This is a genomic window from Streptomyces sp. NPDC034084, assembly GCF_055575535.1.
Map to the genome: position 1 here is coordinate 84,600 of NZ_JBVISK010000011.1, position 25,914 is coordinate 110,513.

Annotated in this window: 20 protein-coding genes and 1 pseudogene; 16 read left to right on the top strand and 5 right to left on the bottom strand. The window is 72.0% G+C overall.

What is annotated here, in order from left to right:
- The first annotated feature begins 13 nt into the window (after positions 1–13).
- Positions 14–1,987 carry an ATP-dependent DNA helicase gene (locus tag ACZ51I_RS30190; protein ID WP_468882153.1) on the top strand — a complete coding sequence of 658 codons (1,974 nt, stop codon included), beginning with the start codon at positions 14–16 and terminating at the stop codon, positions 1,985–1,987.
- Between the two features lie 114 nt (positions 1,988–2,101).
- Here the strand turns inward: ACZ51I_RS30190 and lexA are convergent, their stop codons facing one another.
- Complete coding sequence (gene lexA / locus ACZ51I_RS30195; protein ID WP_030687295.1) at positions 2,102–2,890, bottom strand: transcriptional repressor LexA; 789 nt, start codon at positions 2,888–2,890, stop codon at positions 2,102–2,104.
- Between the two features lie 435 nt (positions 2,891–3,325).
- On the opposite strand from lexA, the gene nrdR reads away from it, so the two are divergent.
- Together nrdR and ACZ51I_RS30205 are read left to right on the top strand one after the other, a co-directional pair.
- A complete protein-coding gene (nrdR, locus tag ACZ51I_RS30200) occupies positions 3,326–3,835 on the top strand; it encodes a transcriptional regulator NrdR (protein ID WP_030325324.1) in 510 nt (169 codons plus the stop codon).
- Between the two features lie 173 nt (positions 3,836–4,008).
- On the top strand, positions 4,009–6,906 hold the full coding sequence (locus tag ACZ51I_RS30205; protein ID WP_468882157.1) for a vitamin B12-dependent ribonucleotide reductase: 2,898 nt from the start codon (positions 4,009–4,011) through the stop codon (positions 6,904–6,906).
- A 93-nt stretch (positions 6,907–6,999) separates the two neighbouring features.
- On the opposite strand, the gene ACZ51I_RS30210 is transcribed toward ACZ51I_RS30205, so the two are convergent.
- A complete protein-coding gene (locus ACZ51I_RS30210) occupies positions 7,000–7,530 on the bottom strand; it encodes a TerD family protein (RefSeq protein WP_468882160.1) in 531 nt (176 codons plus the stop codon).
- 237 nt (positions 7,531–7,767) lie between these two features.
- Here ACZ51I_RS30210 and ACZ51I_RS30215 point away from each other — a divergent pair, with 237 nt between their 5' ends.
- The 4 genes from ACZ51I_RS30215 to ACZ51I_RS30230 all read left to right on the top strand — a co-directional run bounded on the left by ACZ51I_RS30215 (position 7,768) and on the right by ACZ51I_RS30230 (position 10,854).
- Positions 7,768–8,544, top strand: coding sequence for an arylamine N-acetyltransferase family protein (locus ACZ51I_RS30215; RefSeq protein ID WP_468882163.1), 777 nt, complete (start codon positions 7,768–7,770; stop codon positions 8,542–8,544).
- A gap of 42 nt (positions 8,545–8,586) precedes the next feature.
- On the top strand, positions 8,587–9,192 hold the full coding sequence (locus tag ACZ51I_RS30220; protein ID WP_468882165.1) for a YdbC family protein: 606 nt from the start codon (positions 8,587–8,589) through the stop codon (positions 9,190–9,192).
- A gap of 81 nt (positions 9,193–9,273) precedes the next feature.
- Positions 9,274–9,933: a histidine phosphatase family protein gene (locus tag ACZ51I_RS30225; protein WP_468882167.1), complete on the top strand. Its 660-nt coding sequence runs from the start codon at positions 9,274–9,276 to the stop codon at positions 9,931–9,933.
- A gap of 12 nt (positions 9,934–9,945) precedes the next feature.
- On the top strand, positions 9,946–10,854 hold the full coding sequence (locus ACZ51I_RS30230; RefSeq protein WP_468882169.1) for an ADP-ribosylglycohydrolase family protein: 909 nt from the start codon (positions 9,946–9,948) through the stop codon (positions 10,852–10,854).
- 110 nt (positions 10,855–10,964) lie between these two features.
- Here ACZ51I_RS30230 and ACZ51I_RS30235 read toward each other — a convergent pair whose 3' ends face one another.
- Positions 10,965–12,518: an MFS transporter gene (locus ACZ51I_RS30235; protein WP_468882170.1), complete on the bottom strand. Its 1,554-nt coding sequence runs from the start codon at positions 12,516–12,518 to the stop codon at positions 10,965–10,967.
- A 146-nt stretch (positions 12,519–12,664) separates the two neighbouring features.
- On the opposite strand from ACZ51I_RS30235, the gene ACZ51I_RS30240 reads away from it, so the two are divergent.
- The 3 genes from ACZ51I_RS30240 (at position 12,665) to ACZ51I_RS30250 (ending at position 14,855) form a co-directional block, all read left to right on the top strand.
- The gene (locus ACZ51I_RS30240; RefSeq protein ID WP_468882236.1) at positions 12,665–13,282 is read left to right on the top strand and encodes a TetR/AcrR family transcriptional regulator; all 618 of its coding nucleotides are present in this window, start codon (positions 12,665–12,667) and stop codon (positions 13,280–13,282) included.
- A 117-nt stretch (positions 13,283–13,399) separates the two neighbouring features.
- Entirely contained in the window at positions 13,400–14,110 is a 711-nt protein-coding gene (locus tag ACZ51I_RS30245; RefSeq protein WP_468882173.1) for a ribonuclease HII, read from the top strand.
- A gap of 106 nt (positions 14,111–14,216) precedes the next feature.
- The gene (locus ACZ51I_RS30250) at positions 14,217–14,855 is read left to right on the top strand and encodes a hypothetical protein (RefSeq protein WP_468882175.1); all 639 of its coding nucleotides are present in this window, start codon (positions 14,217–14,219) and stop codon (positions 14,853–14,855) included.
- 152 nt (positions 14,856–15,007) lie between these two features.
- On the opposite strand, the gene ACZ51I_RS30255 is transcribed toward ACZ51I_RS30250, so the two are convergent.
- Positions 15,008–15,637 (bottom strand): hypothetical protein, encoded by a 630-nt coding sequence (locus ACZ51I_RS30255; protein ID WP_468882178.1) that lies wholly within the window; start codon positions 15,635–15,637, stop codon positions 15,008–15,010.
- A gap of 419 nt (positions 15,638–16,056) precedes the next feature.
- On the opposite strand from ACZ51I_RS30255, the gene ACZ51I_RS30260 reads away from it, so the two are divergent.
- Both ACZ51I_RS30260 and ACZ51I_RS30265 read left to right on the top strand, forming a co-directional pair.
- Positions 16,057–18,216 (top strand): RecQ family ATP-dependent DNA helicase, encoded by a 2,160-nt coding sequence (locus ACZ51I_RS30260; protein WP_468882180.1) that lies wholly within the window; start codon positions 16,057–16,059, stop codon positions 18,214–18,216.
- A 192-nt stretch (positions 18,217–18,408) separates the two neighbouring features.
- Positions 18,409–18,993: a DinB family protein gene (locus ACZ51I_RS30265; RefSeq protein WP_468882181.1), complete on the top strand. Its 585-nt coding sequence runs from the start codon at positions 18,409–18,411 to the stop codon at positions 18,991–18,993.
- Positions 18,994–19,021: 28 nt separating this feature from the next.
- Here the strand turns inward: ACZ51I_RS30265 and ACZ51I_RS30270 are convergent.
- Positions 19,022–19,126: pseudogene (locus ACZ51I_RS30270) on the bottom strand (IS630 family transposase); the annotation flags it as partial.
- Positions 19,127–19,337: 211 nt separating this feature from the next.
- Between ACZ51I_RS30270 and ACZ51I_RS30275 the strand changes: the two are divergent.
- From ACZ51I_RS30275 to ACZ51I_RS30290, 4 genes are all read left to right on the top strand, one after another.
- On the top strand, positions 19,338–20,834 hold the full coding sequence (locus tag ACZ51I_RS30275; protein WP_468882184.1) for a DUF4192 domain-containing protein: 1,497 nt from the start codon (positions 19,338–19,340) through the stop codon (positions 20,832–20,834).
- A gap of 115 nt (positions 20,835–20,949) precedes the next feature.
- Complete coding sequence (locus tag ACZ51I_RS30280) at positions 20,950–23,034, top strand: glycogen debranching N-terminal domain-containing protein (RefSeq protein WP_468882186.1); 2,085 nt, start codon at positions 20,950–20,952, stop codon at positions 23,032–23,034.
- A gap of 109 nt (positions 23,035–23,143) precedes the next feature.
- The gene (locus ACZ51I_RS30285; RefSeq protein ID WP_468882188.1) at positions 23,144–23,908 is read left to right on the top strand and encodes an NUDIX hydrolase; all 765 of its coding nucleotides are present in this window, start codon (positions 23,144–23,146) and stop codon (positions 23,906–23,908) included.
- A 122-nt stretch (positions 23,909–24,030) separates the two neighbouring features.
- Positions 24,031–25,842, top strand: a complete 1,812-nt coding sequence (locus ACZ51I_RS30290; protein WP_468882190.1) for an ATP-binding cassette domain-containing protein — start codon at positions 24,031–24,033, stop codon at positions 25,840–25,842.
- Positions 25,843–25,914: the final 72 nt, after the last annotated feature.

A 25,914-nucleotide genomic window follows, 5' to 3' on the forward strand; every position in this document is an offset into this window, starting at 1 on the left:
GTCTGGAAGGGCTATGACGAAGCCATCCCTCCCCGACCTCCTCCACGCCGCCGTCTCCGCCGTCGGCGGCACGGAGCGACCCGGCCAGGTCACCATGGCCGAGGCCGTGGCCGAGGCCATCGACGACAACTCCCACCTCCTCGTCCAGGCCGGAACCGGCACGGGCAAGTCGCTCGGCTACCTCGTGCCGGCGCTGGCCCAGGGCGAGCGAGTGGTGGTGGCCACGGCCACCCTGGCGCTCCAGCGTCAGCTCGTCGAGCGCGATCTTCCCCGGACGGTCGAGGCGCTGCACCCGCAGCTGCGCCGCCGGCCGCAGTTCGCCATGCTCAAGGGCCGGTCGAACTACCTCTGTCTGCACCGGCTCCACGAAGGCGTTCCGCAGGACGAGGAGGACGGTCTCTTCGACCCCTTCGAGGCGGCCGCGCCCACGAGCAAGCTGGGTCAGGACCTGCTGCGGCTGCGGGACTGGTCGGACGAGACGGAGACCGGCGACCGGGACGACCTGACGCCGGGTGTCTCCGACAAGGCATGGGCCCAGGTCTCCGTCTCCTCCCGGGAGTGCCTCGGCGCCAGCAAGTGCGCCTACGGGCCGGAGTGCTTCGCCGAGGCGGCACGCGAGCGTGCCAAGCTCGCGGACGTCGTCGTGACCAACCACGCGCTGCTCGCCATCGACGCCATCGAGGGCGCCCCGGTGCTCCCGCAGCACGAGGTGCTGATCGTCGACGAGGCCCATGAGCTGGTCTCCCGGGTCACCGGTGTCGCCACCGGCGAGCTCACGCCGGGCCAGGTCAACCGTGCCGTACGCAGGGCCGCGAAGCTGGTGGACGAGAAGACGGCGGACCAGCTGCAGACCGCCGCGGAGGGCTTCGAACGCGTCATGGAGCTGGCGCTTCCGGGCCGCCTGGAGGAGATCCCGGAGGACCTCGCGTACGCGTTGATGGCGCTGCGCGACGCGGCCCGCGCCGTGATCACGGCCCTGGGCAACACCCGGGACCGGGCCGTGCAGGACGAGGACGCGGTGCGCAAGCAGGCCATGGCCTCCGTGGAGACCGTGCACGGCGTGGCGGAGCGGATCACCCAGGGTTCCGAGTACGACGTCGTCTGGTACGAGCGTCACGACCGCTTCGGTGCCTCGGTGCGGGTCGCGCCGCTGTCCGTCTCGGGCCTGCTGCGGGAGAAGCTGTTCAAGGAGCGGTCCGTGGTGCTCGCCTCGGCCACGCTCAAGCTCGGCGGCGACTTCAACGGGGTCGGCGCGTCCCTCGGACTGGCCCCGGAGGGCACCAAGGGCGACGATCTGCCCGTCTGGAAGGGCATCGACGTCGGCTCCCCGTTCGACTATCCGAAGCAGGGCATCCTGTACGTCGCCAAGCACCTCTCGCGCCCCGCGCGGGACGGGGAGCGGGGCGACATGCTCGACGAGCTCACCGAACTGATGCAGGCGGCCGGCGGGCGGACCCTCGGCCTCTTCTCCTCCATGCGCGCCGCGCAGCAGGCGGCGGAGGAGCTGCGGACCCGGATCCCGGAGCTGCCCATCCTGCTCCAGGGCGAGGACACCCTGGGCGAGTTGATCAAGAACTTCGCGGCCGATCCGAAGACCTGTCTCTTCGGCACGCTGTCGCTCTGGCAGGGCGTGGACGTCCCGGGGCCCAGCTGTCAGCTGGTCGTCATGGACAAGATCCCGTTCCCGCGCCCGGACGACCCGCTCATGAGCGCCCGGCAGAAGGCCGTCGAGGAGGCCGGTGGGAACGGCTTCATGGCCGTCGCCGCGACGCACGCGGCCCTGCTGATGGCGCAGGGCGCGGGCCGTCTGGTGCGGGCCACCGGTGACCGGGGGGTCGTGGCGGTCCTCGATCCCCGACTGGCCACCGCGCGTTACGGCAGCTATCTGAAGGCCTCGCTGCCCGACTTCTGGTACACGACGGACCGCAACCAGGTCCGCAGGTCGCTCGCGGCCATCGACGCGGCCTCGAAGACGGCCGCCGTCTGAGGCTCGGGGCCGGAGAGCCCCCGGCCCTCCGGGGGGGGCAGGGCCCTGCGGACACGGCAGGGCCCCGGGACCGGCGCAGGGGGTCCCGGGGCCCGGTCAGAGCCGGCGGGGGTGTCACACCCGCCGCAGCACCGCCACGACCTTGCCGAGGATGGTGGCCTCGTCGCCGGGGATGGGCTGGTACGCCGCGTTGTGCGGGAGCAGCCAGACATGGCCGTCCTCGCGCTTGAAACGCTTGACGGTGGCCTCGCCGTCGAGCATCGCGGCGACGATGTCCCCGTTCTCCGCGACGGGCTGACGGCGGACGGTGACCCAGTCGCCGTCACAGATGGCGGCCTCGATCATCGAGTCGCCGACGACCTTCAGGACGAACAGCTCGCCGTCGCCCACCAGCTGGCGGGGGAGGGGGAAGACGTCCTCGACGGACTCCTCTGCCAGGATCGGGCCACCGGCCGCGATCCGGCCGACCAGCGGGACGTACGACGCGGCCGGCTTGCCGGTGGTGTCCGTCGGCTGGGTGCTCGGCTGGTCGGATCCCCGGACCTCGTAGGCGCGCGGCCGGTGCGGGTCGCGGCGGAGGAAGCCCTTGCGCTCCAGCGCCATGAGCTGGTGCGCCACCGAGGAGGTGCTGGAGAGGCCGACCGCCTGCCCGATCTCCCGCATCGACGGCGGGTAGCCGCGCCGCTGGACCGAGTCGCGGATGACTTCGATGACCCTGCGCTGCCGGTCGGTGAGCCCGGAGCTGTCGGCACGGATGCCTGGAGGTCGCCCGGGAAGGGCGCGGGCAGGTCGCCCGGGCTCCTCGCCGTTCATGCTTACGTCATTCATGGCGTGCACCGGCTCGAGTCGGCCCTGGGAGCGGTCCTGGGCGGTGATGGTGGCACTGTCTGCGGTGGTGGTCACGTCGTCGGCCCCTCTCGAATGGTCTCCCTGGCTGGCACAACGGTAGTAGCTTTCGAAAGGTTGCGCCAAACACACGTTCGAGTGAAAATTCGCAGATTGCCTTACGTGCGTATGTGCGGGGGTGTATGAGCACTCGCTCCGCCGTCCGAATCGACCGTTACGGTAGCCTTCCCCGCTGGGTCGCGAGCGCGCGGTGCGCCGGCCCAGTGTCGCACCTGGAGGCGTGGATCCCCGGGAGCGTCCGCCCCGCGACACGCGGAGGGCCCCGAAGTACCCCCAACCCAAGATCTAGTGGTTGGATGGCATCGACCACCCAGGGGTAGTGGTCCCCGGTCTGCCGGGGGTGCCCGCATCGCCTATGCTGGTGGTCGCTTCGCAGGGCCTTGACGGGCCGGGCGAGGCTCGTCAGTCGTGCCGCTAGGAGGGTTGGAACCAATGCACTGCCCCTTCTGCAGGCACCCTGACAGCCGCGTCGTCGACAGTCGCACCACCGACGACGGGACGTCGATCCGGCGTCGTCGCCAGTGCCCCGACTGCTCCCGTCGTTTCACGACGGTGGAGACGTGCTCGCTCATGGTGGTGAAGCGCTCCGGCGTCACCGAGCCCTTCAGCCGTACCAAGGTCATCTCCGGCGTGCGCAAGGCGTGCCAGGGACGACCGGTCACCGAGGACGCCCTCGCCAAGCTCGGCCAGCGGGTCGAGGAGGCGGTGCGCGCCACCGGGAGCGCCGAGCTGACCACCCACGACGTGGGTCTGGCCATCCTCGGCCCCTTGCAGGAGCTCGACCTGGTCGCGTACCTGCGCTTCGCGTCCGTGTACAAGGCTTTCGACAGCCTCGAAGACTTCGAGGCCGCCATCGCGGAACTCCGCGTGCGGCCTCCCGCTGAGAACCGTGGGACCGGTGCGACCCCCGAGGTCCCCGTTCCCGCCACCGCCGCCGACTGACCGGCGGTCCGGGCCGCCCGGCGGCCCGGCGACCGGCCGCCGAGCGGCCCGGCATACGTGCCCCGGGTGACCCCTGTGGTCCCTGTGGCAGCAGTACAGAACGACGTACAGAAGACGGTGCCCTGGGACTTTCTGGGTGCCAAAGTGTGTTTTGCCCGTATATGGGAGGCGGCATGACAGAGACGGCGAGCGGCCCGGCACGTGGTTCCCGCACCAAGGGAGCCAAGCCGGCGAGCAAGGGCCTGCGCATCGAGCGCATCCACACCACCCCCGGCGTGCATCCGTACGACGAGGTGGCCTGGGAGCGCCGTGACGTCGTCATGACCAACTGGCGCGACGGCTCGATCAACTTCGAGCAGCGTGGCGTCGAGTTCCCCGACTTCTGGTCGGTGAACGCGGTCAACATCGTCACCAGCAAGTACTTCCGGGGGGCCGTCGGCACCCCGCAGCGCGAGACCGGTCTCAAGCAGCTCATCGACCGGATCGTGAAGACGTACACGAAGGCCGGCGAGGAGCACGGCTACTTCGCCTCGCCCGCCGACGCCGAGATCTTCGAGCACGAGCTGGCCTACGCCCTCCTGCACCAGATCTTCAGCTTCAACTCGCCGGTCTGGTTCAACGTCGGCACGCCGCAGCCCCAGCAGGTCTCCGCCTGCTTCATCCTGTCCGTCGACGACTCCATGGAGTCCATCCTCGACTGGTACAAGGAAGAGGGCATGATCTTCAAGGGCGGCTCCGGCGCCGGCCTGAACCTCTCCCGTATCCGCTCCTCCAAGGAGCTGCTCTCCTCCGGTGGCAACGCCTCCGGCCCGGTCTCCTTCATGCGCGGCGCCGACGCCTCCGCGGGAACGATCAAGTCGGGCGGCGCCACCCGTCGCGCGGCCAAGATGGTCATCCTCGACGTCGACCACCCCGACATCGAGGACTTCATCCAGACCAAGGTCAAGGAGGAGGAGAAGATCCGCGCCCTCCGTGACGCGGGCTTCGACATGGACCTGGGCGGCGACGACATCACGTCCGTCCAGTACCAGAACGCCAACAACTCCGTCCGCGTGAACGACACGTTCATGAAGGCCGTCGAGTCCGGCGGGAAGTTCGGCCTCACCTCGCGCATGACCGGCGAGGTCATCGAGGAGGTCGACGCCAAGGCGCTCTTCCGCAAGATGGCCGAGGCCGCGTGGGCCTGCGCCGACCCGGGCATCCAGTACGACGACACGATCAACCACTGGCACACCTGCCCCGAGTCCGGCCGCATCAACGGCTCGAACCCGTGCAGCGAGTACATGCACCTGGACAACACGTCCTGCAACCTCGCCTCGCTGAACCTGATGAAGTTCCTCAAGGACGACGGCAAGGGCAACCAGTCCTTCGAGGTCGAGCGCTTCGCCAAGGTCGTCGAGCTCGTCATCACCGCGATGGACATCTCCATCTGCTTCGCCGACTTCCCCACCCAGAAGATCGGCGAGAACACCCGCGCCTTCCGCCAGCTCGGCATCGGCTACGCCAACCTCGGCGCCCTGCTGATGGCGACCGGCCACGCGTACGACTCCGACGGCGGCCGCGCCCTCGCCGGCGCCATCACCTCCCTGATGACCGGCACCTCGTACAGGCGCTCCGCCGAGCTCGCCGCGGTCGTCGGCGCCTACGACGGTTACGCCCGCAACGCCGAGCCGCACCAGCGCGTCATGCGGCAGCACGCCGACGAGAACGCCAAGGCCGTCCGCGTGGACGACCTGGACTCGCCGATCTGGGCCGCCGCCACGGAGGCCTGGCAGGACGTGATCCGCCTCGGCGCCAAGAACGGCTTCCGCAACGCCCAGGCCTCGGTCATCGCCCCCACCGGCACCATCGGTCTCGCGATGTCCTGCGACACCACCGGCCTCGAGCCCGACCTCGCCCTGGTCAAGTTCAAGAAGCTCGTCGGCGGCGGCTCGATGCAGATCGTCAACGGCACCGTCCCGCAGGCCCTGCGCCGCCTGGGCTACCAGGAGGAGCAGATCGAGGCGATCGTCGCCCACATCGCCGAGAACGGCAATGTGATCGACGCCCCCGGTCTGAAGACCGAGCACTACGAGGTCTTCGACTGCGCCATGGGCGAGCGCTCCATCTCCGCGATGGGCCACGTCCGCATGATGGCCGCCATCCAGCCGTGGATCTCCGGCGCCCTCTCCAAGACCGTGAACCTGCCGGAGACGGCCACGGTCGAGGACGTCGAGGAGGTCTACTTCGAGGCCTGGAAGATGGGCGTCAAGGCGCTCGCGATCTACCGCGACAACTGCAAGGTCGGCCAGCCGCTCTCCGCCAAGAAGAAGGAGGAGGAGAAGGCCGAGGTCACCGCGAAGTCCGAGGCGACGATCCGCGAGGCCGTCGAGAAGGTCGTCGAGTACCGCCCGGTCCGCAAGCGTCTGCCCAAGGGCCGTCCGGGGATCACCACCTCCTTCACCGTCGGCGGTGCCGAGGGCTACATGACCGCCAACTCCTACCCGGACGACGGTCTCGGCGAGGTCTTCCTGAAGATGTCCAAGCAGGGCTCGACCCTCGCGGGCATGATGGACGCCTTCTCCATCGCCGTCTCCGTCGGCCTGCAGTACGGCGTCCCGCTCGAGACCTACGTCTCGAAGTTCACCAACATGCGCTTCGAGCCGGCCGGCATGACGGACGACCCGGACGTGCGGATGGCGCAGTCGATCGTCGACTACATCTTCCGCCGCCTGGCGCTGGACTTCCTGCCCTTCGAGACCCGCTCCGCCCTCGGCATCCACTCGGCCGAGGAGCGCCAGCGCCACCTGGACACCGGCTCGTACGAGCAGCCCGAGGACGAGGACGTCGACGTCGAGGCCCTAGCCCAGTCCGCGCCCCGCACGCCGGAGCTGAAGGCCGTCGCCGCCGCCCCGGCCCCGAAGGCCGAGGTCCCGGCCCCGAAGCAGGCCCACACCTCCGCGGAGCTCGTCGAGATGCAGCTCGGCATCAGCGCCGACGCCCCGCTCTGCTTCTCCTGCGGTACGAAGATGCAGCGGGCCGGCTCCTGCTACATCTGCGAGGGCTGCGGCTCGACCAGCGGCTGCAGCTGACACCGGCCGGTGCGCTGAGGGGCGGAAGCCGCTGAGCGCACCGGACCGCCCGTGAAGGGGCGCCGACCACCGGTCGGCGCCCCTTTCCGCGTGTCAGGACGCCGCGGAGCCCAGGAGCGTGCCGAAGGTCTGCGGGTCGGCGTCGAAGCCGCGGCTGATCGCTCGGTACGACCAGCCGTCCGCCCCCTCGCGGGTGAACTCCACGACGGTCGCCGAAAGAGCCCCGGGGACGTCCGCGAAGTCGTGGGTCAGCAGGTCGGTGTAGCCCTCGCGGACGCGTATCCCCGTGTTCGCTATGTCCCCGAAGGTCAGCCGCCCGCCGCCCTGCTGTATGGCCACGCCCACCACCACGCGCGCGTACCGCGCGTCCAGCCGGTCGAGCTCCAGGGTCATGGCCTCGTCGTAGCCGAATCCCTGCCCCGTACGGCTGTCGCGGTGCAGCGTGATCGTGCCGTCCGGGGATCGGCTGCCGAAGTGCACCAGCTGGACCGGAGCGCCGTACGGGTCGCCCGCGGCGAAGACACCGGCCACGAGATCCAGGTCGTGGGCCGGTGCGCCGGCCGGGGCGGGGTCCCACCTGAGCGTGACCTCGACGCGTCCCACTCCCTTGTTGAGTCCGCTCATGGTGCTTCCCCTCTCCGCGCGCGCCCCCGCGCACGCCTCGCCTCGTACCTCGCCACGTACCGTCGGCCAAGCCGTTCGGCCCCGGTCATCAGCCCGTCCAAAAGCCCGTGGTCGTGGGCCGATCACTCATGGTGTCATGTGCCTACGACAGAGGGCCCGGCGCTTGAGGGGGAGAGCGGTTTGTGGAGCGGTGACGAGCTGGATCTCGACGCATATCTGGCTCGAATCGGATACGACATGGGGCGGGACGGGGAACCCGCCCCTGATCTGAGGACCTTGACGACCCTTCACCGAGCTCACGTCGCCGCCATCCCGTTCGAGAACCTCGACGTGGCCCTCGGCAGGCAGGTTCCCCTGGATTTGAAGAGTCTTCAGGACAAGCTCGTCGAGCGGCGCCGGGGCGGCTACTGCTACGAGCAGAACTCCCTCTTCGCGGCGGTCCTCGAACGGATCGGCTTCCAGGTGGCCGGCCGCGGCGCGCGCAACCGCTCCCGGGGCGCGACGCTGCCGCCGGTCACCCACGCCCTCCTCGCCGTCACGGTCGAGGGCGAAGAGTGGCTCGCCGACGTCGGGTTCGGCTGGCAGGGTCCGCTGGAGCCCGTGCCGGTGCGGGAAGGGGCGCGCGTGGAGCAGGGCGGCTGGACGTTCGGGATCGGCGTCGAGGACGAGGGCGTCCACGTGCTGCGCTCGCTGCGCGCGGAGGGCTGGACCGATCTGTACGCCTTCGCGCCGCAGACCCTCTATCCCGGTGACTTCACCGTCATGAACCACTACAGCTCCACCCATCCGCAGTCACGTTTCCTCGGCCAGGTCGTGGCCCAGCGGCCCGGCGCGGACGTGCGCACGGCCCTCGTGCGCGAGAGGCTCTCGACGGTCCACGCCGACGGATCCGCCGCGGAAGAGCGGATCGTGGCGGCCGCCGAGTTGGCGGAGACGCTGGACGCCGAATTCGGGATCGAACTGGACCACGAGGAGCGCGCCGGGCTGGAGCGGCTGCACGCGGCGGGCGTCTGAAGGGGTCTGCCGGGGCGCTCCCCGGCCCCGTACGATGGCGCGGTGCTGGTCAAGTGGATTCGCTGCACCGTGGTGGACCGTCGTGGGTTCGAGCGGGGACAGCGGAAATGGGCGGGGCTGCTCGGTGAGCCGGGATTCCGGGGACAGGGCGGCGGGTGGAGCCGGGGTCGCCCGGACGTCGCCCACATCTTCGCGTTCTGGGAGAGCCGGGCCTTCTACGACTCGTTCATGGCGCGCTCGCACGACCGGCTGGCCGCCGCGCAGGTGGGCACCTTCAAGGACATCCAGGTCAAGCTCTTCGACCACCGCTTCGACGTGAAGACCGGGTTCGAGCCGCGGTTCGCCGACGCCGACGTGGCGCGGGTGGCCCACTGCCGGGTCCACGAAGACCGTGCCGAGCACTTCGCGCTCATGCAGGAGAAGGTCTGGAACCCGGCCATGGCCGGTTCCCCCGGCATGCTGCGGGGCCTGTTCGGCGAGGCGCCCGGCAGCGAGTTCCTGGTGCTGTCGATGTGGCAGTCCGCGGCCGAACACGGAAAGTACCGGGTCGAGCGCGTGGAGCGGCTCGGTCTGCGGGCCCGTACCGCGGCCGACGTGGCGGCTCTCGACGGGGACGTGGTCCAGCTCGAACCGGCCTGGACGGTCTGAACCAGCCGGCGCCTCCCCCGGATGGACTCCGGGCGCCACCTCGGCTGCGCCTGCCGGAGAGCCGCGATCTAGGGTCGGGGTATGGCACGACCGCGGCGCATCGTTCTCGTACGGCACGGAGAGTCCGAGGGCAATGCCGATGACACGGTGTACGAACGCGAGCCCGACCACGCCCTGCGGCTGACCGAGACCGGGTGGCGGCAGGCCGCGGAGACGGGGGAACGGCTGCGGGAGCTCTTCGGGAAGGAGTCCGTCAGCGTCTACGTCTCGCCGTACCGCCGCACCCACGAGACCCTCGGGGCGTTCCGGCTCCCCGCGGAGCAGGTCCGGGTGCGGGAGGAGCCGAGGCTCCGGGAGCAGGACTGGGGCAACTGGCAGGATCGGGAGGACGTACGTCTGCAGAGGGCCTACCGGGACGCGTACGGGCACTTCTTCTACCGCTTCGCCCAGGGCGAGTCCGGCGCGGACGTCTACGACCGCGTCGGCGCGTTCCTGGAGAGCCTGTACCGCAGCTTCGAGGCGCCCGACCACCCGCCCAACGTGCTGCTCGTCACCCACGGGCTGACCATGCGGCTGTTCTGCATGCGCTGGTTCCACTGGACCGTCGCGGACTTCGAGTCGCTGTCGAACCCCGGCAACGCCGAGACCCGCACGCTCCTGCTCGGCGAGGACGGCAGATACCGCCTGGACAGGCCGTTCGAACGCTGGCGCACCCCGGAACCGTACGGCCCCACCGGATAGAGTGGCAGACCGATGATCGCTGACTCCTCACTCGACCGGCGCTTCGACCGCGCCCTGGCCAGCCTGCGCGGGCTGTCCGTGGGAGACGCCCTGGGCTCCCAGTTCTTCGTACCCGCCCACTACCCCCTGCTGAAGCGGCGCGAGCTGCCCGCCGGCCCCTGGCAGTGGACCGACGACACCGAGATGGCCTGCTCCGTCCTGGCCGTCCTCGCCCGCCACCACCGGATCGACCAGGACGCCCTGGCGATGTCCTTCGCGGAGCACCACGACTTCGACCGGGGCTACGGCCCGGCGGTCAACCGGATGCTCCGGCTCATCCGGGAGGGCGGCGACTGGCGGGAGCTGGCCGCCGCGCTCTTCAAGGGGCAGGGGTCCTGGGGCAACGGCGCCGCGATGCGGATCGCCCCGCTGGGAGCCTGGTACGCCGACGACCCCGAGCAGGCCACCCACCAGGCGGAGATCTCCGCGTACACCACCCACCAGCACCGGGAAGCCGTGGTGGGAGCCATGGCCGTCGCCGCCGCGGCCGCGATCGCCGCCGACCCCGCCGGACCGCCCACGCCGGAAGCGCTGCTCGACGGGGTCATCGCCCTCGTACCGCGCAGCGCGGTCGGGGCGGGGCTGCGCAGGGCCCGCGACATGCTCGACTACGGCGACGCGAACACGGTCGCCGCGGTGCTCGGCAGCGGGCGCCGGACGAGCGCCCACGACACGGTCCCCTTCGCGCTCTGGTCGGCCGCGCGCGGGCTCGGCGACTTCGAGCGGGTGTTCTGGACGACGGCGCAGGTCGGCGGCGATGTCGACACGACCTGCGCCATCGCCGGGGGAGTGGTCGCCTCCGCGGCGGCGGGCGCGCCGCCGGAGGACTGGCTGCGGCAGACGGAGGAGCTTCCGGGGTGGGTCCGGGAGAGGACGGGCTGAGGCGTCGCGCCACGCGTGAGGGGTGGGACGTCGCCGCAGCGCGATGTCCCCGGGACCCCGCTCGGGCCCCGGGGACATCGGCGCGTGGTCACCCGCGCGGATGCACGCGCTCAGGCGATCGGTCCCGCGGCCTCGGCGCGGCCGCTCAGCGCTTCCAGGTCACTCTTGCGGACCCGGATCACCAGAAGGGCCGTGACCAGCGCGATCAGCACCATGCCGACGGCTGCCGTGAAGGCCGAGGAGATGCCGGAGGTCAGCACCTCGTGGCCCCAGGGCGCGGGCAGCTCCTTCGCCTTCAGAGCCTCGGCCTGCTGCTCGGGCGTCGAGTGCGCCAGGAAGTCCGGCAGCTGCTTCTCGCCCTCCTCACGGCTGGCCGTGCCGAAGACGGTGACCAGGATGGAGAGGCCGAGCGAGCCGCCGACCTGCTGCGTCGCGTTGAGCAGACCCGAGGCGGCCCCCGCCTCGTGCGGGGCGACCCCGGAGACGGCCGTCAGCGTGAGCGTCACGAAGTTGAGGCCCATGCCGAAGCCGAAGACGACCATCGGACCGAGGACGCCGGCGACGTAACCGCTGTCCGACGAGATGAACGTCAGCCAGAAGAGACCCACGCCGGTCAGCGCCGAGCCGGTCACCATGAACGGCTTGGGGCCGAGGACCGGCAGAAGTCGCTGGGCGAGCCCCGCGCCGCCGCCGATCGCGACGGTCACCGGAAGGAAGGCCAGCCCTGACTGGACCGGGCTGTAGCCCAGGACGTTCTGCACCCACAGCACGACGAAGAAGAACATGCCGAACATGGCCGCCGACAGGCTGAGCATGATGACGTACGTGCCCGAGCGGTTGCGGTCCGCGAACATGCGCAGCGGCGTGATCGGTTCCCTGGCCCGCGACTCGACCACGGCGAACGCCACGAGAAGGACCACCGCCGCGGCGAAGGAACCGATGGTCACCCCGTCCTTCCACCCCTTCTCGGAGGCCCGGATGAACCCGTAGACCAGCGCGGCCATGCCCAGCGTCGAGGTGGTGGCGCCCGCGATGTCGAACCGGCCCGGGTGACGCTCGGACTCAGCGATGTAGCGCGGGGTGAGGAAGACGATCAGCAGGCCGATCGGCACGTTGACGAAGAGGACCCAGCGCCAGTCGAGCCACTCGGTGAGCGCGCCGCCGGCGAGCAGGCCGATCGCGCCGCCACCGGCGGAGACCGCGGCGAACACGCCGAACGCCCGGTTGCGCTCCGGTCCTTCGGGGAACGTCGTGGTGATCAGCGCGAGCGAGGTGGGCGAGGCGATCGCGCCGCCCACGCCCTGCAGGGCGCGCGCGGCGAGCAGCTGCCAGGGCTCCTGGGCGAAGCCGCCGAGCAGTGAGGCGAACGTGAAGAGCAGGATGCCGGCCATGAACACCCGGCGGCGCCCCAGGATGTCGCCGGCACGTCCGCCGAGGAGCAGAAGGCCGCCGAACGTGAGCGTGTAGGCACTGAGCACCCACGACAGGTCGGTGGTCGAGAAGGACAGCGCGTCCTGGATGTGCGGCAGCGCGATGTTCACGATGGTGGCGTCGAGGACGACCATGAGCTGGCAGGCGGCGATGACGGTCAAGGCGATGCCCGGCCGACCTGCGGCGCGGGCCGGCCCGTCCTCGGTCTGTGTGTCCACCGGAGAAGTTGTCACTATGGATCCCCCACGGAATGAATTAGTGAACGCACCCGTTCACTGTTCGCCACGGTAGTGAGTCCCCCTCAGTGAACGCAACCGTTCACTGGGCACTGCCGAGAAGACGAATGCGTCACACGAATCGCGTCAACGGAGAGATCCTGATGGTTACTTCGCGCTCCACGGCCGCCGCCCGGCCGGAGGGGACGGCGCTGCGCCGCCGCGGACCCGTGCTCGAACGGGCGATCCTGGAGGCCACGCTCGACCAGCTGAGCAGCGTCGGCTGGAGCGGCCTCACGATGGAGGGTGTCGCGGTGGGCGCGCAGACGGGCAAAGCCGCGGTGTACCGGCGGTGGCCGTCGAAGGAAGACCTCGTCGCCGACGCCCTCCAGACCGGACTGCCGAAGCTCGCCGAAGCCCCTGACGCGGGCCCCGTGCGCCAGGACCTGTACGAGCTGTGCCTCCGGGTCCGGGACGTGATGTTCTCCAAGCCCGGCTTCGCGCTGCGCGCCGTGCTTCACGAATGCGACGCCGAGTCCGCCGCGCGCTTCCAGGGACTCATCGAGACGGGCGTGATCGAACCGTCGAAGCGCCTCTTCCGGGAGGTTCTGCAGCACGGAATCGCGCGAGGAGAGGTGCGGCGCGACGCGATCGACGACCTCGTCCTCGACGTCATCCCCGCCATGATGATGTACCGCTCCAAGGTGTGCGGAAGCGAATGGCCCGACAATGAGATCGCCGACGTGATCGACCGGATCATGGTGCCTCTGGTACGCGCCTGAGCACGGGCCTCCAGGGTCGGAAGACGAGCCTCCGGGCCTGACCGGAAGGGTCTTGGGGCCTCTGTGGCGAAACCGGGTACCGCGGGTGGCGTCAGGCGGCGTAACCTGTCTGGCGCCATGCCGTACGAACCTCCCACCCACACTGTCGAGCGGTCGCTCCGAGCCACCACCGGCGCCAGGATCGTCGCCGGGGTCGACGAGGTCGGACGCGGGGCCTGGGCCGGACCCGTCACGGTGTGCGCGGCCGTCACCGGCCTGCGCCGCGCCCCCGAGGGCCTCACCGACTCGAAGCTCCTCACCCCCAAGCGCCGGAACTCCCTGGCCGCCGAGCTGGAGGGGTGGGTCACCGCGTACGCGCTCGGCGACGCGTCGCCCCAGGAGATCGACGAGCTCGGCATGACCGCGGCGCTGCGGCTCGCGGCCATCCGCGCCCTCGAAGGCCTCCCCGTGCGGCCCGACGCCGTGATACTCGACGGGAAGCACGACTACCTCGGCAGCCCCTGGCAGGTCCGTACGGTGATCAAGGGCGACCAGTCCTGCATCGCCGTCGCGGCCGCCTCCGTGATCGCGAAGGTGCGGCGCGACGCCCTCATGGCGGAGTTGGAGGCCGAGGGCGGTCCCTACGCGGCATACGCCTTCGGCGCCAACGCGGGCTACCCCTCGCCGGTCCACAAGGCGGCGCTCGCGGAGCGTGGGCCCACCCCGTACCACCGGCTCTCCTGGTCGTACCTGGACGCCCTGCCCCAGTGGCGCCACCTCAAGAAGGTCCGCCTCTCCGCCGAGGCGGCCGCGCTGGAGAGCGGGGGCCAACTCGGCTTCGACTTCTGACTTCCGGTCACGGGGGCCCTGTCCAAGGGACGTCCATGTGGCCGGGGCGCACATGTGTGCCCACCCGCCGGTGTCTCGCGCAGCGGCGTTTGATAGACATCCATTCATGCCTCTCATCCCCGAGGAGCCTCAGATTCACGAGAGCGCCCAGGGTCCCCGCGCCGCCGCGGCCGCCGGCCGCCCCGCGTCGACCCCCCGTCCCGTACCCGGCCCGCGTTCCGCGGCCTCTCCGCGTCCCGGACGCCCCGGCCCGGGTCCGGCCAGGCCCGCAGCGCCGGCGCCGCACCCGCAGCCCACTGCCGGGCACGCTCCGGCCGAGCGGCCGGAGAATCGTTCCGACCAGCGCGCCACCCCGCAGCTCCAGTTGATCCCGGCCCCGGTCGACGGTGCGCTCGACGCCGCCGAGGAGGCTCTGGACCTGCTCCTGGAGAGCGGACGGGCGCCCGGCGAGATCCTGGTCCTCACCACCGGCGACCCGCACCCGTGGGCGGCTCACGAGCTGTCCTTCGGTGAGGCCGCCTACTGGGCCCAACAGGACACCGGCGACGACGTGTTCTTCGCCGCTGCCTCCGCCGTGGAGCGGGCCACCGCCCGTCCCGTGGTGATCGTCGCCGTCAACGGCGGGGACGAGGAGACGGCCGCCCGGGCCCTTCCGTCGGCGATGGAGCGCGCGGGCGCGCTGCTCGTCGTCTGCGGTGACCCCCAGCGCATCACGGCTGTCCTCGGAGCCGGCGCGGGCGTCTGACGGGTGCTCTTCGGGCGGGCCGCTCGGGGGGAGCCTCTTGCGCGGGATGCTGTCGGCGGTCGCCCCCGCGTGGGACGTCCGAGCGTCGCCGCCTTCGCCGGGTCCCCCTCGGGCCGCTCGGGCCCGTCGGGGCCCGGCGCCGCGCCGGCGGGTCAGCGGGCGGCGGCCCGGCGCAGGGGTTCGGTAGCGCCGCTCGCCGTCCTGGGCGTGAAGCGAGCGAGCTCGGCCGGCTCGTCACCCAGCGGTACGGGGAGAGAGTCGGAGCTCGGCCGACGGCCTCCGCGGCCCTCACCGAGCACCTGCCAGCCCGCGCCGGTCAGCGTGATGTACGCGCCACAGCGGAGTCCGTGCAGCGTGCAGGCGTCCCGGAGCCCCCACATCCAGGCTCCGTCCTCCTCCGTCCAGCGCTCGTCGCCCTCGCGGCAGTACAGCAGGACCGCGGTCCGCACGGGGGCGCGTCTGCGCAGGTCGTGCGGAATGACCCGCCGCAGATGTGCCAGGAGCGCGTTCCGGAACTCCCAGCCGTCCGCCGCGACGGGGCGGTGGACGAAGGAGGCGCTGGCGGCGAGCCGCTCCTCGTGGTCCAGGACGGCGAGGACCGCCGTCGAGGGCGTGGGCGCGTGACGCGAGTGGAGACCGTTGACGACCTCACGAGGGTTGCGCAGCAGGGGAATTCCCGCCGCGGCCCACTCGGAGGGTTCCAGTACCCGAGCGAGGCGGCTGGCGGACTCGGACGGCGATCTGAGCGAGGTGGCTGTGGGCGGAGCGAATCCGAGGGTCACGGTCCTCCCTTCGGATACGCGCCCGCTGGGCGGGCAAGGTCGGGTGAGGGCGCACCACGGCACAGTCCTTCCGGACCGCTGACGGGCCGTGCGGGGCGGTTTCCCAATTCTTGCGGGCCCGTGCGCGGGCGGCAACGAGCAATTGAGACCGCTGACGGGAATGGGTCGGTATGCCACTCATATCCCTGCCCAGTCGCCCCTTGTTCACTCCCCGTTCCCCCTCCTGTTTCACCCTTGGAAGGCGAGCACCAGCGGAAACACCCCTTCCGCTCCGGCCCGCCGCGCCGCCACTGCCAACGTCCGGTCGGCGTCGGAGAGATCGTTCCCCAGGGGGCACCCCGAGGCCCGCACCCCTCGTGAGCCCTCCGTCACGCCGGGTGGATTCGCCGATTGTCAGTGCCATCGGGTTGCATGGGGGCATGGACAACCTGGAGCTCCGTGCCGAAGCCGACGCCATCCTTGCCGAGCTGGTGGGTGACCCGGGGGGTTCGGCGCGGCTGCGGGAGGATCAGTGGCAGGCGGTGGCGGCCCTGGTCGAGGAGCGCCGGCGTGCACTGGTGGTCCAGCGCACGGGCTGGGGCAAGTCGGCGGTGTACTTCGTGGCCACCGCTCTGCTGCGACGGCGTGGCTCCGGGCCGACGGTGATCGTCTCGCCGCTGCTGGCGTTGATGCGTAACCAGGTCGAGGCGGCGGAGCGGGCCGGTATCCGGGCGCGGACGATCAACTCCGCGAATCCGGAGGAGTGGGTCTCGATCTACGAAGAGATCGAGAGTGGGGCGACCGACGTTCTCCTCGTGAGTCCGGAGCGCCTCAATTCCGTGGATTTCCGCGATCAGGTGCTGCCCAAGCTCGCGGCCACGACCGGTCTGCTGGTGGTGGACGAGGCGCACTGCATCTCGGACTGGGGGCATGACTTCCGCCCCGACTACCGGCGGCTGCGTGCGATGCTCGGTGAACTCGCGCCCGGTGTTCCGGTGCTCGCCACGACGGCGACGGCGAACGCGCGGGTGACGGCGGACGTGGCCGAGCAGCTGGGTACGGGGGCAAGCGAGGCCCTGGTGCTGCGTGGCTCGCTGGAGAGGGACAGCCTCCGGCTCGGAGTGGTGAGGCTGCCGGACGCGGCCCACCGCCTGGCGTGGCTGGCCGAGCACCTGGATGAGCTGCCCGGCTCCGGGATCATCTACACCCTGACCGTGGCAGCGGCGGAGGAAGCGACGGCCTTCCTCCGGCAGCGCGGCTTCAAGGTGGACTCCTACACGGGCCGGACGGAGAACGCCGACCGGCTCCAGGCCGAGGCCGATCTGCAGCAGAACCGGGTGAAGGCGCTCGTGGCGACCTCCGCGCTCGGCATGGGTTTCGACAAGCCGGACCTGGGCTTCGTGATCCATCTCGGGTCGCCGTCGTCGCCGATCGCGTACTACCAGCAGGTGGGCCGTGCGGGGCGTGGGGTGGAGCACGCGGAGGTGCTGATGCTGCCGGGCAAGGAGGACGAGGCGATCTGGCGCTACTTCGCCGACACCGCCTTCCCGCCCGAGGCTCAGGTCCGCCAGACGCTGGCGGCCCTCGCCGATGCGGGGCGTCCGCTGTCCGTGCCGGCCCTGGAGGCGGCGGTGGACCTGCGGCGCACCCGCCTGGAGACGATGCTCAAGGTCCTCGACGTGGACGGCGCGGTCAAGCGGGTCAAGGGCGGCTGGGAGAGCACTGGGCAGCCCTGGACGTACGACACCGAGCGGTACGCGTGGGTGGCGCGGCAGCGGGCGGCCGAGCAGCAGGCCATGCGTGACTACGTCAACAGCTCCCAGTGCCGGATGGAGTTCCTGCGGCAGCAGCTCGATGACGAAGGCGCGGTTGCGTGTGGCCGGTGCGACAACTGCGCCGGCGCCTGGATCGGCTCCTCCGTCTCGTCCGAGGCGCTGACGGGAGCCGAGAAGGAGCTCGACCGGCCCGGTGTGGAGATCGAGCCGCGCCGGATGTGGCCGACCGGCATGCCCGCCCTCGGCATCGACCTCAAGGGCCGCATCCCCGCAGGCGAGCAGTGCTCCACGGGCCGCGCCCTGGGCCGGCTCTCGGACATCGGCTGGGGCAACCGACTGCGCCCCCTCCTGGCCGAGAACGCCCCCGACGGCCCGGTCCCCGACGACGTCCTGAAGGCCGCAGTGGCCGTCCTCGCCGACTGGGCCCGCTCGCCGGGCGGTTGGGCGCAGGACGTCCAGGGCGCCTCCGCCCGCCCCGTAGGCGTCGTCGCGGTGCCGTCACTGAGCCGCCCGCAGCTAGTCGATTCCCTTGCGCAGGGAATCGCGGCCATCGGCCGCCTTCCGTACCTCGGTTCCCTGTCGTACGTGGATCCGAACGGTGCTCACGCCGCACGCCGCAGCAACTCCGCCCAACGCCTCAGGGCGCTGAGCGGCGCCTTCGTCGTCTCCGACGAAATGGCCGACGCGCTGGCCGCCTCTCAAGGCCCCGTTCTCCTGGTGGACGACTACACCGACTCCGGCTGGACCCTCGCCGTCGCCGCCCGCCTCCTCCGCCGATCCGGCAGCGCCCAGGTCCTTCCCCTTGTCCTCGCCGCTGCGGGATGAGATTCCAGCGCTCTTTCGCCTGCTGATGTCCCTGCCGGGACGGATGCACTAACGGGTTGTCTCATGTGGCAAGTCGCGAGCTTCTTGCTACGAGGTCGGGGCGGCGGCCGTGGGCAGGCCACGGCTCTGCCGTCGTTGCGACCACCTACGGGATCTTGAGGCCACGAGCAGCTCATGGCAGGCTCGCCCCGCATGATCGATGAATTCGCGAAAGACAACCTGCACGGGAGACTGCGGCGGGACCGCGAGGCGCTGCTCTGGAAACTCGACGGCTTGTCCGCGTACGACGCCCGCCGACCTTTGACAGCGACCGGGACCAACCTCCTCGGCCTGGTCAAACACGTGGCCACCGTCGAGGCCAGGTACTTCGGCGAGGTCTTCGCCCGCCCCTCCCCGGAACCGCTGCCCCGGTGGCAGGACTCCGACGGCAGCGATCTGTGGGCGACCGAGGACGAGACCCGCGACCAGATCATCGGGTTCTACCGGCGCACGTGGGAACACTCGGACGCGACGATCAAGGAGCTTCCCCTCGACGCCCCCGGTCACGTGCCGTGGTGGCCGGAACCTTATGCCGGCACGAACCTGTTCGCCGTCATGGTCCACGTCCTCGGCGAGTCCATCCGGCATACCGGGCACGCGGATATCCTCCGCGAGGGCATCGACGGCCGGACCGGGTTGCGCCCCGAACTCGAGAAGCAGATCGACGAGGAAGCCCGCGCGGCCCACCATGCGAAAATGGAACAGGCCGCCAGGTCGGCCGCACCCATCAAGGCGTAGAGGACGTCTTGCCTGGCGGCGTCTGCCTCCGAGCTATGGCCCTCCACCGAGCGGGCACCGTGCAGGAGACATAGAACAGTCGGCTGATCAGCGTCTTCACCCGTGACAGCGTCCACCGCTGATCAGCCCAGCCCGGGTCTACGGTCCGGCGAGCCCGCGTGCTCCGTTCGCGTGTGGAGTTCCGGCGGGGCTGCTCGGGTCATGCCCCCATGTAACCCGATGCCTCGGGCATCGCGCGAAGGAGACGACGAACCTGTGGACAACTCGACGGGGGGACAGATGCCCCGTTCGGGAGTTATCCACAGGGGTTTCGGATTTCGGGAGATCACGAGACCGTCCTGACCATGAACGCGAATCACCACGAATCCAGTGGACCCTCCCGTACCCAGCAGATCACCCTGCGCGGCCCGGCGGAGCTGGCCGACGCCCTGCCGTTCGTGCTGGGCTTCCACCCCACCGACTCCGTCGTGCTGGTCGCCCTCCACGGCGAGCGCGGCCGCTTCGGGGGCCGGGTCAGGCTCGGAATCCCGCGCTCGCCCCGGGAGTGGGCGTCCACCGCAGACCACCTCGCCGAGTGCCTCGTCGAGGGAGGTGCCCGATCCGGCACACGGCCCGACGGCATCGTCGTCTTCCTGTGCCAGGACCCCGCGCCCGGCGAGACGGGCCGCAGGGTCATGGAGCGGCTGCGGCCCTTCGCCCAGCGTCTGCGGACCGCCTGCGGGGCCCTCGACATCCCCGTGTACGAGGCTCTCTGCATCACCGACGGGCTGTACTTCTCGTACTGCTGCCCCGACCAGCGATGCTGCCCGCCCGACGGCACCCCCCTCGCGCTCAGCGGCACCTCGGTGATGGCGGCGGCAGCGGCGTACGCCGGAGTGCAGGTACGGGGCTCCCTCCGGGACATGGAGGCCCGGCTGAAGCCACGCGGCGGGGCGGGGGACGAAGAGCAGCGGGCCGCCCTCGACGCGGCAGCCGCCTCGATCGTTCCCCGGATCCTCGAAGGCGCCGACGAACAGGGACGGGTGGAGGTGCGCGAGACGACGCTCCGTCTCGCCCGCGAGATCCTCCGCCGCTTCGTGAACCCGAAGGACCCGAAGGAGCCGAAGGACCCGAAGGACCCGACGCCCCCGACCCTGAAAGGCCCAGCGAGCCAGGCGGGAGCGGCGGGGGCGGCGGCCACGGTGAGTCCGGTCCTGCCGGTCGGGCCGGTCCTGCCGGGACGGGCCGTCGGTGCCACGGCCGCGGAGGACGCGGCCGACGACGCCCTGATCACGACCGACGAGGCGGCCGCTCTGGTCATCGGCCTGCAGGACCGTGTCACCCGGGACCGCGCCGCCGAATGGATGGAGGGCTGGGAGGGAACCGCCGCCCTGCGGCTCTGGCGCGTCCTGGCCCGGCGCTGTGTCACGCCCTACCAGGAGCATGCCGCCGCGCCCCTCACCCTCGCCGGTTGGACGGCCTGGTCCACGGGTGACGAGCCGACCGCCCGCGTCGCCCTCGGGCTCGCGCTCGACGCCGACCCCGAGTACGTCTTCGCCCGCCTCCTGCACCAGGCGTGCAACGAGGGGCTGGACCCCGAATCGCTCCGTTCCTGTCTGAGGAGCGAGCGGGACGCCCGCGCCTCCGCCGAGCAGTCGGCTCCGTCGCCGTCCCGGCGGGTCCGGACGCGCGCCACGCGGCGGCCGGGCAATCCGCTGACCCTCAGGAAGCCGGGGCGGCAGACCGGTGGGAGCGAGCGCCGGGCGACCGCCGGAGTCCGCCCCGGCGGGCCCGCCGCCGCGAGGCCCGGGAGCGGGACTCCACGGCGCGGAGGGCAGCGCGGCTCCAGGAGCGGCCGATGACGACCGTGACCCGGCCGCCCGCAACCGCGTTCAGCTCTCTGGCGGAGTCGCACGAGCCGACCCGCCGACACCTCGCCGGCCGCCCGGTTCGCACAGAGAGCACCCCGTACCCGCCATGGCTCCCAGCCCCGTCCCGGCCCCCGGCCGCCCCACCGGACACCCCGCCCAGTCACCCGGTCACTCCTCCGGACACACGGTCGGCGGCGGTATCGCGTTCCCGCGCGCGACGCATCCCGCCGAGCTCCCCTCGGCGCACGGTGCGCTCCTGTGTGTGGCCCTGCCGGCCCTCGCCGTCTGCGCCGAGCACGGCCAGCTCACCGGAGAGGGACCCGAGGGCGTCTACGACGCGGGGCGGCGGCTCCTGTCCCGCTGCGTCCTGCGCGTGGCGGGGCGGGAACCCGTCGCACTCCAGGGCCGCATGGCGGCCTCCGACCGGGCGGTGTTCCTCGGAGCCCTGCGCGTCCCCGGCGACACCGGACCCGACCCGGCTCTCACCGTCGAACGCACCCGGAGCGCCGACGGAACCGAGCGGATCACCCTGCGCAGCGCCGCGGCCCGGCCCCTCCGGCTCCCCGTGGAAGTCGCTCTGGGCACGGATCTCGCGGACCTGGGCAGTGTGGCGTCCGGGAGGACCGGCCCCGAACTCGCCGCGAGCGTCCACGGCACCGGACTGCGGTGGACCGGCGGCGACGGCCGCTCCGTCGCCGTCACGGCTGACCCGCCGCCGATGGACGCCCTGGCGGCGGCGGGAGTACTGCGCTGGGAAGCAGAACTGGCGCCAGGGGCGGCGTTCACCCTCCGGCTGCGGGTGCGAGGGGAGTGGGCCGCCCGCTCCACCGCCTCCCCGGGGGCGGGCTCCGGACGGCCCGGCGGCCACCTCCTCGCCGAGAGCCGCGCCGAGGGCGACGATCCGAGGGCCGGGGAACTGCTCCGCGCCTCCGTCGAAGACCTTCGTGCTCTCCTCCAGCGCGACCCGGCTCGCCCCGCCGACGTGTACCTCGCGGCCGGCGTCCCCTGGCGCTGCGGACCCGTCACCTCCGAGGCGCTCTGGGCGGCCCGCATGTCCCTGCCCCTCGGCACCCGGCTCGCCGCCACCACCCTGCGCGCCCTCGGGCGCACCCAACTCGGTGGCTGCGGAACCGAGTCCGGTCGCCTTCAGGGGCCGCTCAGGGACGCGGGCCCCCACCTGCCGCCCCGCTGCACGGGTGTCGAGGCGACCCTCGCGTTTCCGGCCGTTCTCGCCGAGGCCCGCCGTTGGGGGCTCCCGTCCGCGGACCTGGGGGAGCTGCTTCCCGTCGCGGAGCGCTGCCTCGACTGGTTGCGGCGTACGGCCGGCCGGAACGGGTTCGTGCCGGACCCGGGGCCCGCCGGGCCCTGGCGGGCCGAGACCCAGGCACACGCCCACCGCGCGGCCCTGCTCGGTGCCGACCTCCTCGACGGCTGCGGGCGGCCGGGGGGAGAGGCCCTGCGGGAAGCGGCACGGACCCTGCGCGAGCGGTTCCGGCGCGAGTTCTGGCTCGACGATCCGGCGGGGGGCCGCCCCGCAGTGGCCCGCGCACCGGACGGCCGGACCTGGTCCCAGCTGGGCGGCTGGGCGGCGCATCTGCTCGACACCGGGCTGCTGGGCGGCGGCCGGTACGCACCCGGTCTCCTGGACAGGGCGGAGACCGAACAGGTGGCCAGACTGCTGGGCACCCCGGCGCTCGACTCCGGCTGGGGACTGCGCGGCCTCGGGACCAAGGAGCCGGGCCACAACCCCTTCGGTCACCGGGCCGGCGCGGTCCGGGTGCACGAGACGGTGGTCGCCGTGGCGGGGCTCGCCGCAGCCGGCCACGAGAAGGAGGCCGCCTCCCTGCTGCGGGGACTGCTCGACACGGCGGAGGCCTTCAGCCATCGGCTCCCCGAGATGTACGCGGGCGAGCAGCGGACGACGGGGGGACGGCCGGTGCCCCACCCGGCGGCGTGCCGGCCGGCGGCCGTCGCGGCCGCCGGAGCGGTTCAGGCGCTGCTCGCCCTCGCGGGGATCAGACCCGACGCGCCGGGCCGGTCCGTCTCGGTGCACCCGCTGCCCTCGGCCCCGCTCGGCGCGATCCGGTTCTCAGGGCTCGTGGTCGCCGGCGAACCGTTCGCCGTACGTGTGGGCCGGCTGGGTCTCGGTATGGTCGAGGAGGCCGCTGAGGGCCTTCAACTGGGGGTGTGACGGAATGCCGGGCACAGAGACGCGGGAGGCCTCGCGGGGCGGTGACGAAGTCGCCGCCGAGGCTTCCGCGAGGCGTGTTTATCGTCAGGAAGACGACTATGATCGCGGCATGCCTCCCTACGACCCCTCGGCCTTTCCCCCCTTCGCCGTGACCGTCGATCTGGTCGTGCTCACCGTGCGGCACCATGCACTCTGCACCCTGGTCGTACGGCGAGGAGAGGCGCCGTACCAGGGGCGTTGGGCGCTGCCCGGCGGTTTCGTCCAGGCCGACGAGGACCTCGGAGCCGCGGCGGCGCGCGAGCTGGTCGAGGAGACCGGGCTCTGCGCGCACGATCCGGCCGCCCCGCCGTCCGCGCAGAGCAACGGCGCGCACCTGGAGCAGCTGGCGACGTACGGAGCGCCCGACCGCGACCCGCGCATGCGGGTGGTGAGCGTCGCACATCTGGCACTGGCGCCGGACCTTCCCGCGCCGCGCGCGGGCGGTGACGCGAACAGTGCCCGCTGGGCCCCCGTCGAGGAACTCCTCGGCGAGCACGAGACCGCCGACGCGGGAGGGGCGGGGGCACTCGCCTTCGACCACACCCGGATCCTCGCGGACGGGGTGGAGCGTGCCCGCTCCAAGATCGAGTACTCATCCCTGGCCACGGCCTTCTGCCCGCCGGAGTTCACGGTCGGAGAGCTGCGGCGCGTCTACGAGGCGGTCTGGGGCGTGTCCCTCGACCCGCGCAACTTCCACCGGAAGGTGACCGGCACGCCCGGCTTCCTCGTTCCGGCCGGGGGCACCACGACCCGTCAGGGAGGACGCCCCGCGCAGCTCTTCCGGGCAGGTGGGGCCACTCTTCTCAACCCGCCGATGCTGCGGCCCGAGGTCTGAGGGCCGTGCGCATCCGGCGCCCACGGCCGCCGAACCTGCACTGAAAGTCCGAAATGTAGCGTTATCTTGCTGCGGTAGCGCCGCCCTGCCGCGGAGCGGTGTCACCTACCGCGAGAGAAGCGATGCTCCAGGCAATCGGACTGACCAGCACTCCCCGCCGCGACCGCCCGCCCGCCGTGGACGATCTGACCTTCGAGGCCCGGCCGGGCGCGGTGACCGCACTGCTCGGCTCCCGGGGATCCGGCAAGACCACCGCCCTCCGGCTCATGCTCGAACTCGAGCCGGGCCGCGGGATCACCTACTTCCGCGGTCGGCCGCTGCACCGTATCGCCCACCCCGCTCGCGAGGTCGGCGTGCTCCTCGGCGACGTGCCCGGACATCCCTCGCGCACTCTCCGGGGCCAGCTGCGGATGCTCTGCGCCGCCATGGGAGTTCCTGCCTCGCGGGTCGACGAGCTGGTGCGGGCCGTGGGCCTCACCGGTCTTGAGCGCCGGCGGATCGGCACCCTGCCGATCGGGGCGGACCGTCGACTCGGGCTTGCCTCGGCCCTGTTGGGCGCCCCTCACACCCTGCTGCTCGACGAGCCGGCCGCCGGCCTCTCCGTACCCGAGAGTGCCTGGCTCCACGAGCTGCTGCGTGCGCACGCGGCCGAGGGGGGAACCGTGCTCTACACCACGGAGGACCCCAAGTGCGCCGTCCGCAACGCCGACCGCGTCGTCACACTCGACGGCGGCCGGCTCGTCGCCGACCAGGACGCCGTCGAGTTCGCCCGTACCCGCCTGCGTCCCCGGGTCGTCGTCCGGACGCCGCACGCCGCGCGTCTGGCCGCGGCCGTCACCCAGGAGGCGAGGGCAGCCCGCCGGCCCGTCGAGGTGGTCGCGGAGGACGGCAACAGCCTGTCCGTCTACGGCAGCGACTGCGCGGCCGTCGGAGACACCGCCTTCCGGCACGGCGTACCGATCCACCGGCTCGCCGACGAGAGAGGCGGCGACGGCGGTGCGGGTGCCGGCCGTGGCGGCGGTGCCGGCGGGCAGGTGCGCCCTGCCCGGGACCGCGAGGGGACCGGGAAGCGTGCTGCCGCGCCGGACGGCACCGGGCAGCCTCCCGGGGCCATGGGGCGGGAGGCCCCGCGCGGGCGGCGAGGCGCGGCACGCAGGCCCGTGCGCTCGCCCCTGCGCCCGGTGCGGTACGAGCTCCACCGGCTCCTGGGCGTGCCCTCCACCTCGCTCGTCGTGGCCGCCGTCCTGCTGGCCTCCGTGACGCTCGCCCTGCTCCTCGGCCGCGGCGGTCGAGCCGAGCTGCCCGCCGTCCTCGCCGCCTGGCCGACGATCTCCCCGCTGCCGCCCGCCGCCCTCGGCGCCGGCCTGCTCGGAGCCTTCTCCTTCGGCGAGGAGTACCGCTATCCCGCGCTCACCACGGGGCGCGGTGCCGTGCCCCGCAGACCCGGCCTGCTGTTCGCGAAGCTCGCCGTGGCATCGGTCGTCGCCCTTGCGCTCGGCGTGCTCGTGGTGGGGGTCGACCTGGAGGTGCTGCGGTTCGTGTACGGCGGCGAGTTGGTCCCCGTACCGAAAAACTGGCCGATGCTCTGCGCGAGTTGGCTGGGTCTGGTCGTCGGTTGCGCGTGGGCCGGGGTGCTCGGGGCCGGCGTGTTCAGGGCCGCAGCGGCCGGGGTCGCGGCGGTACTCGCGGTGCCGGTCGCCTTCGTTCCGCTGCTGCAGAAGGTGCTGAGCGGCCCGGCGGTGCGGTCGGCGGCCGGACTCCCGGCGCGGCTGCGCGAATTCGCCGGCCCGCAGTGGTCCCCGGCCCTGGACCGGTGGCTGACGGGTGCCTTGCGGGTGATCGGGCAGCCCGCGGGGGTGGCGCTCTCGCTGACGTTGACAGGGTTGCTCTGCGCCTATGTGTTCACAGGCCTTCGCCGCAAGGCCCGTTGGTGATCACTACTTGATCTCAAGGTTCCGGTTCTCCGCCAACTCCCTTGAGATGTGCCACATATGTCCGATTAATCG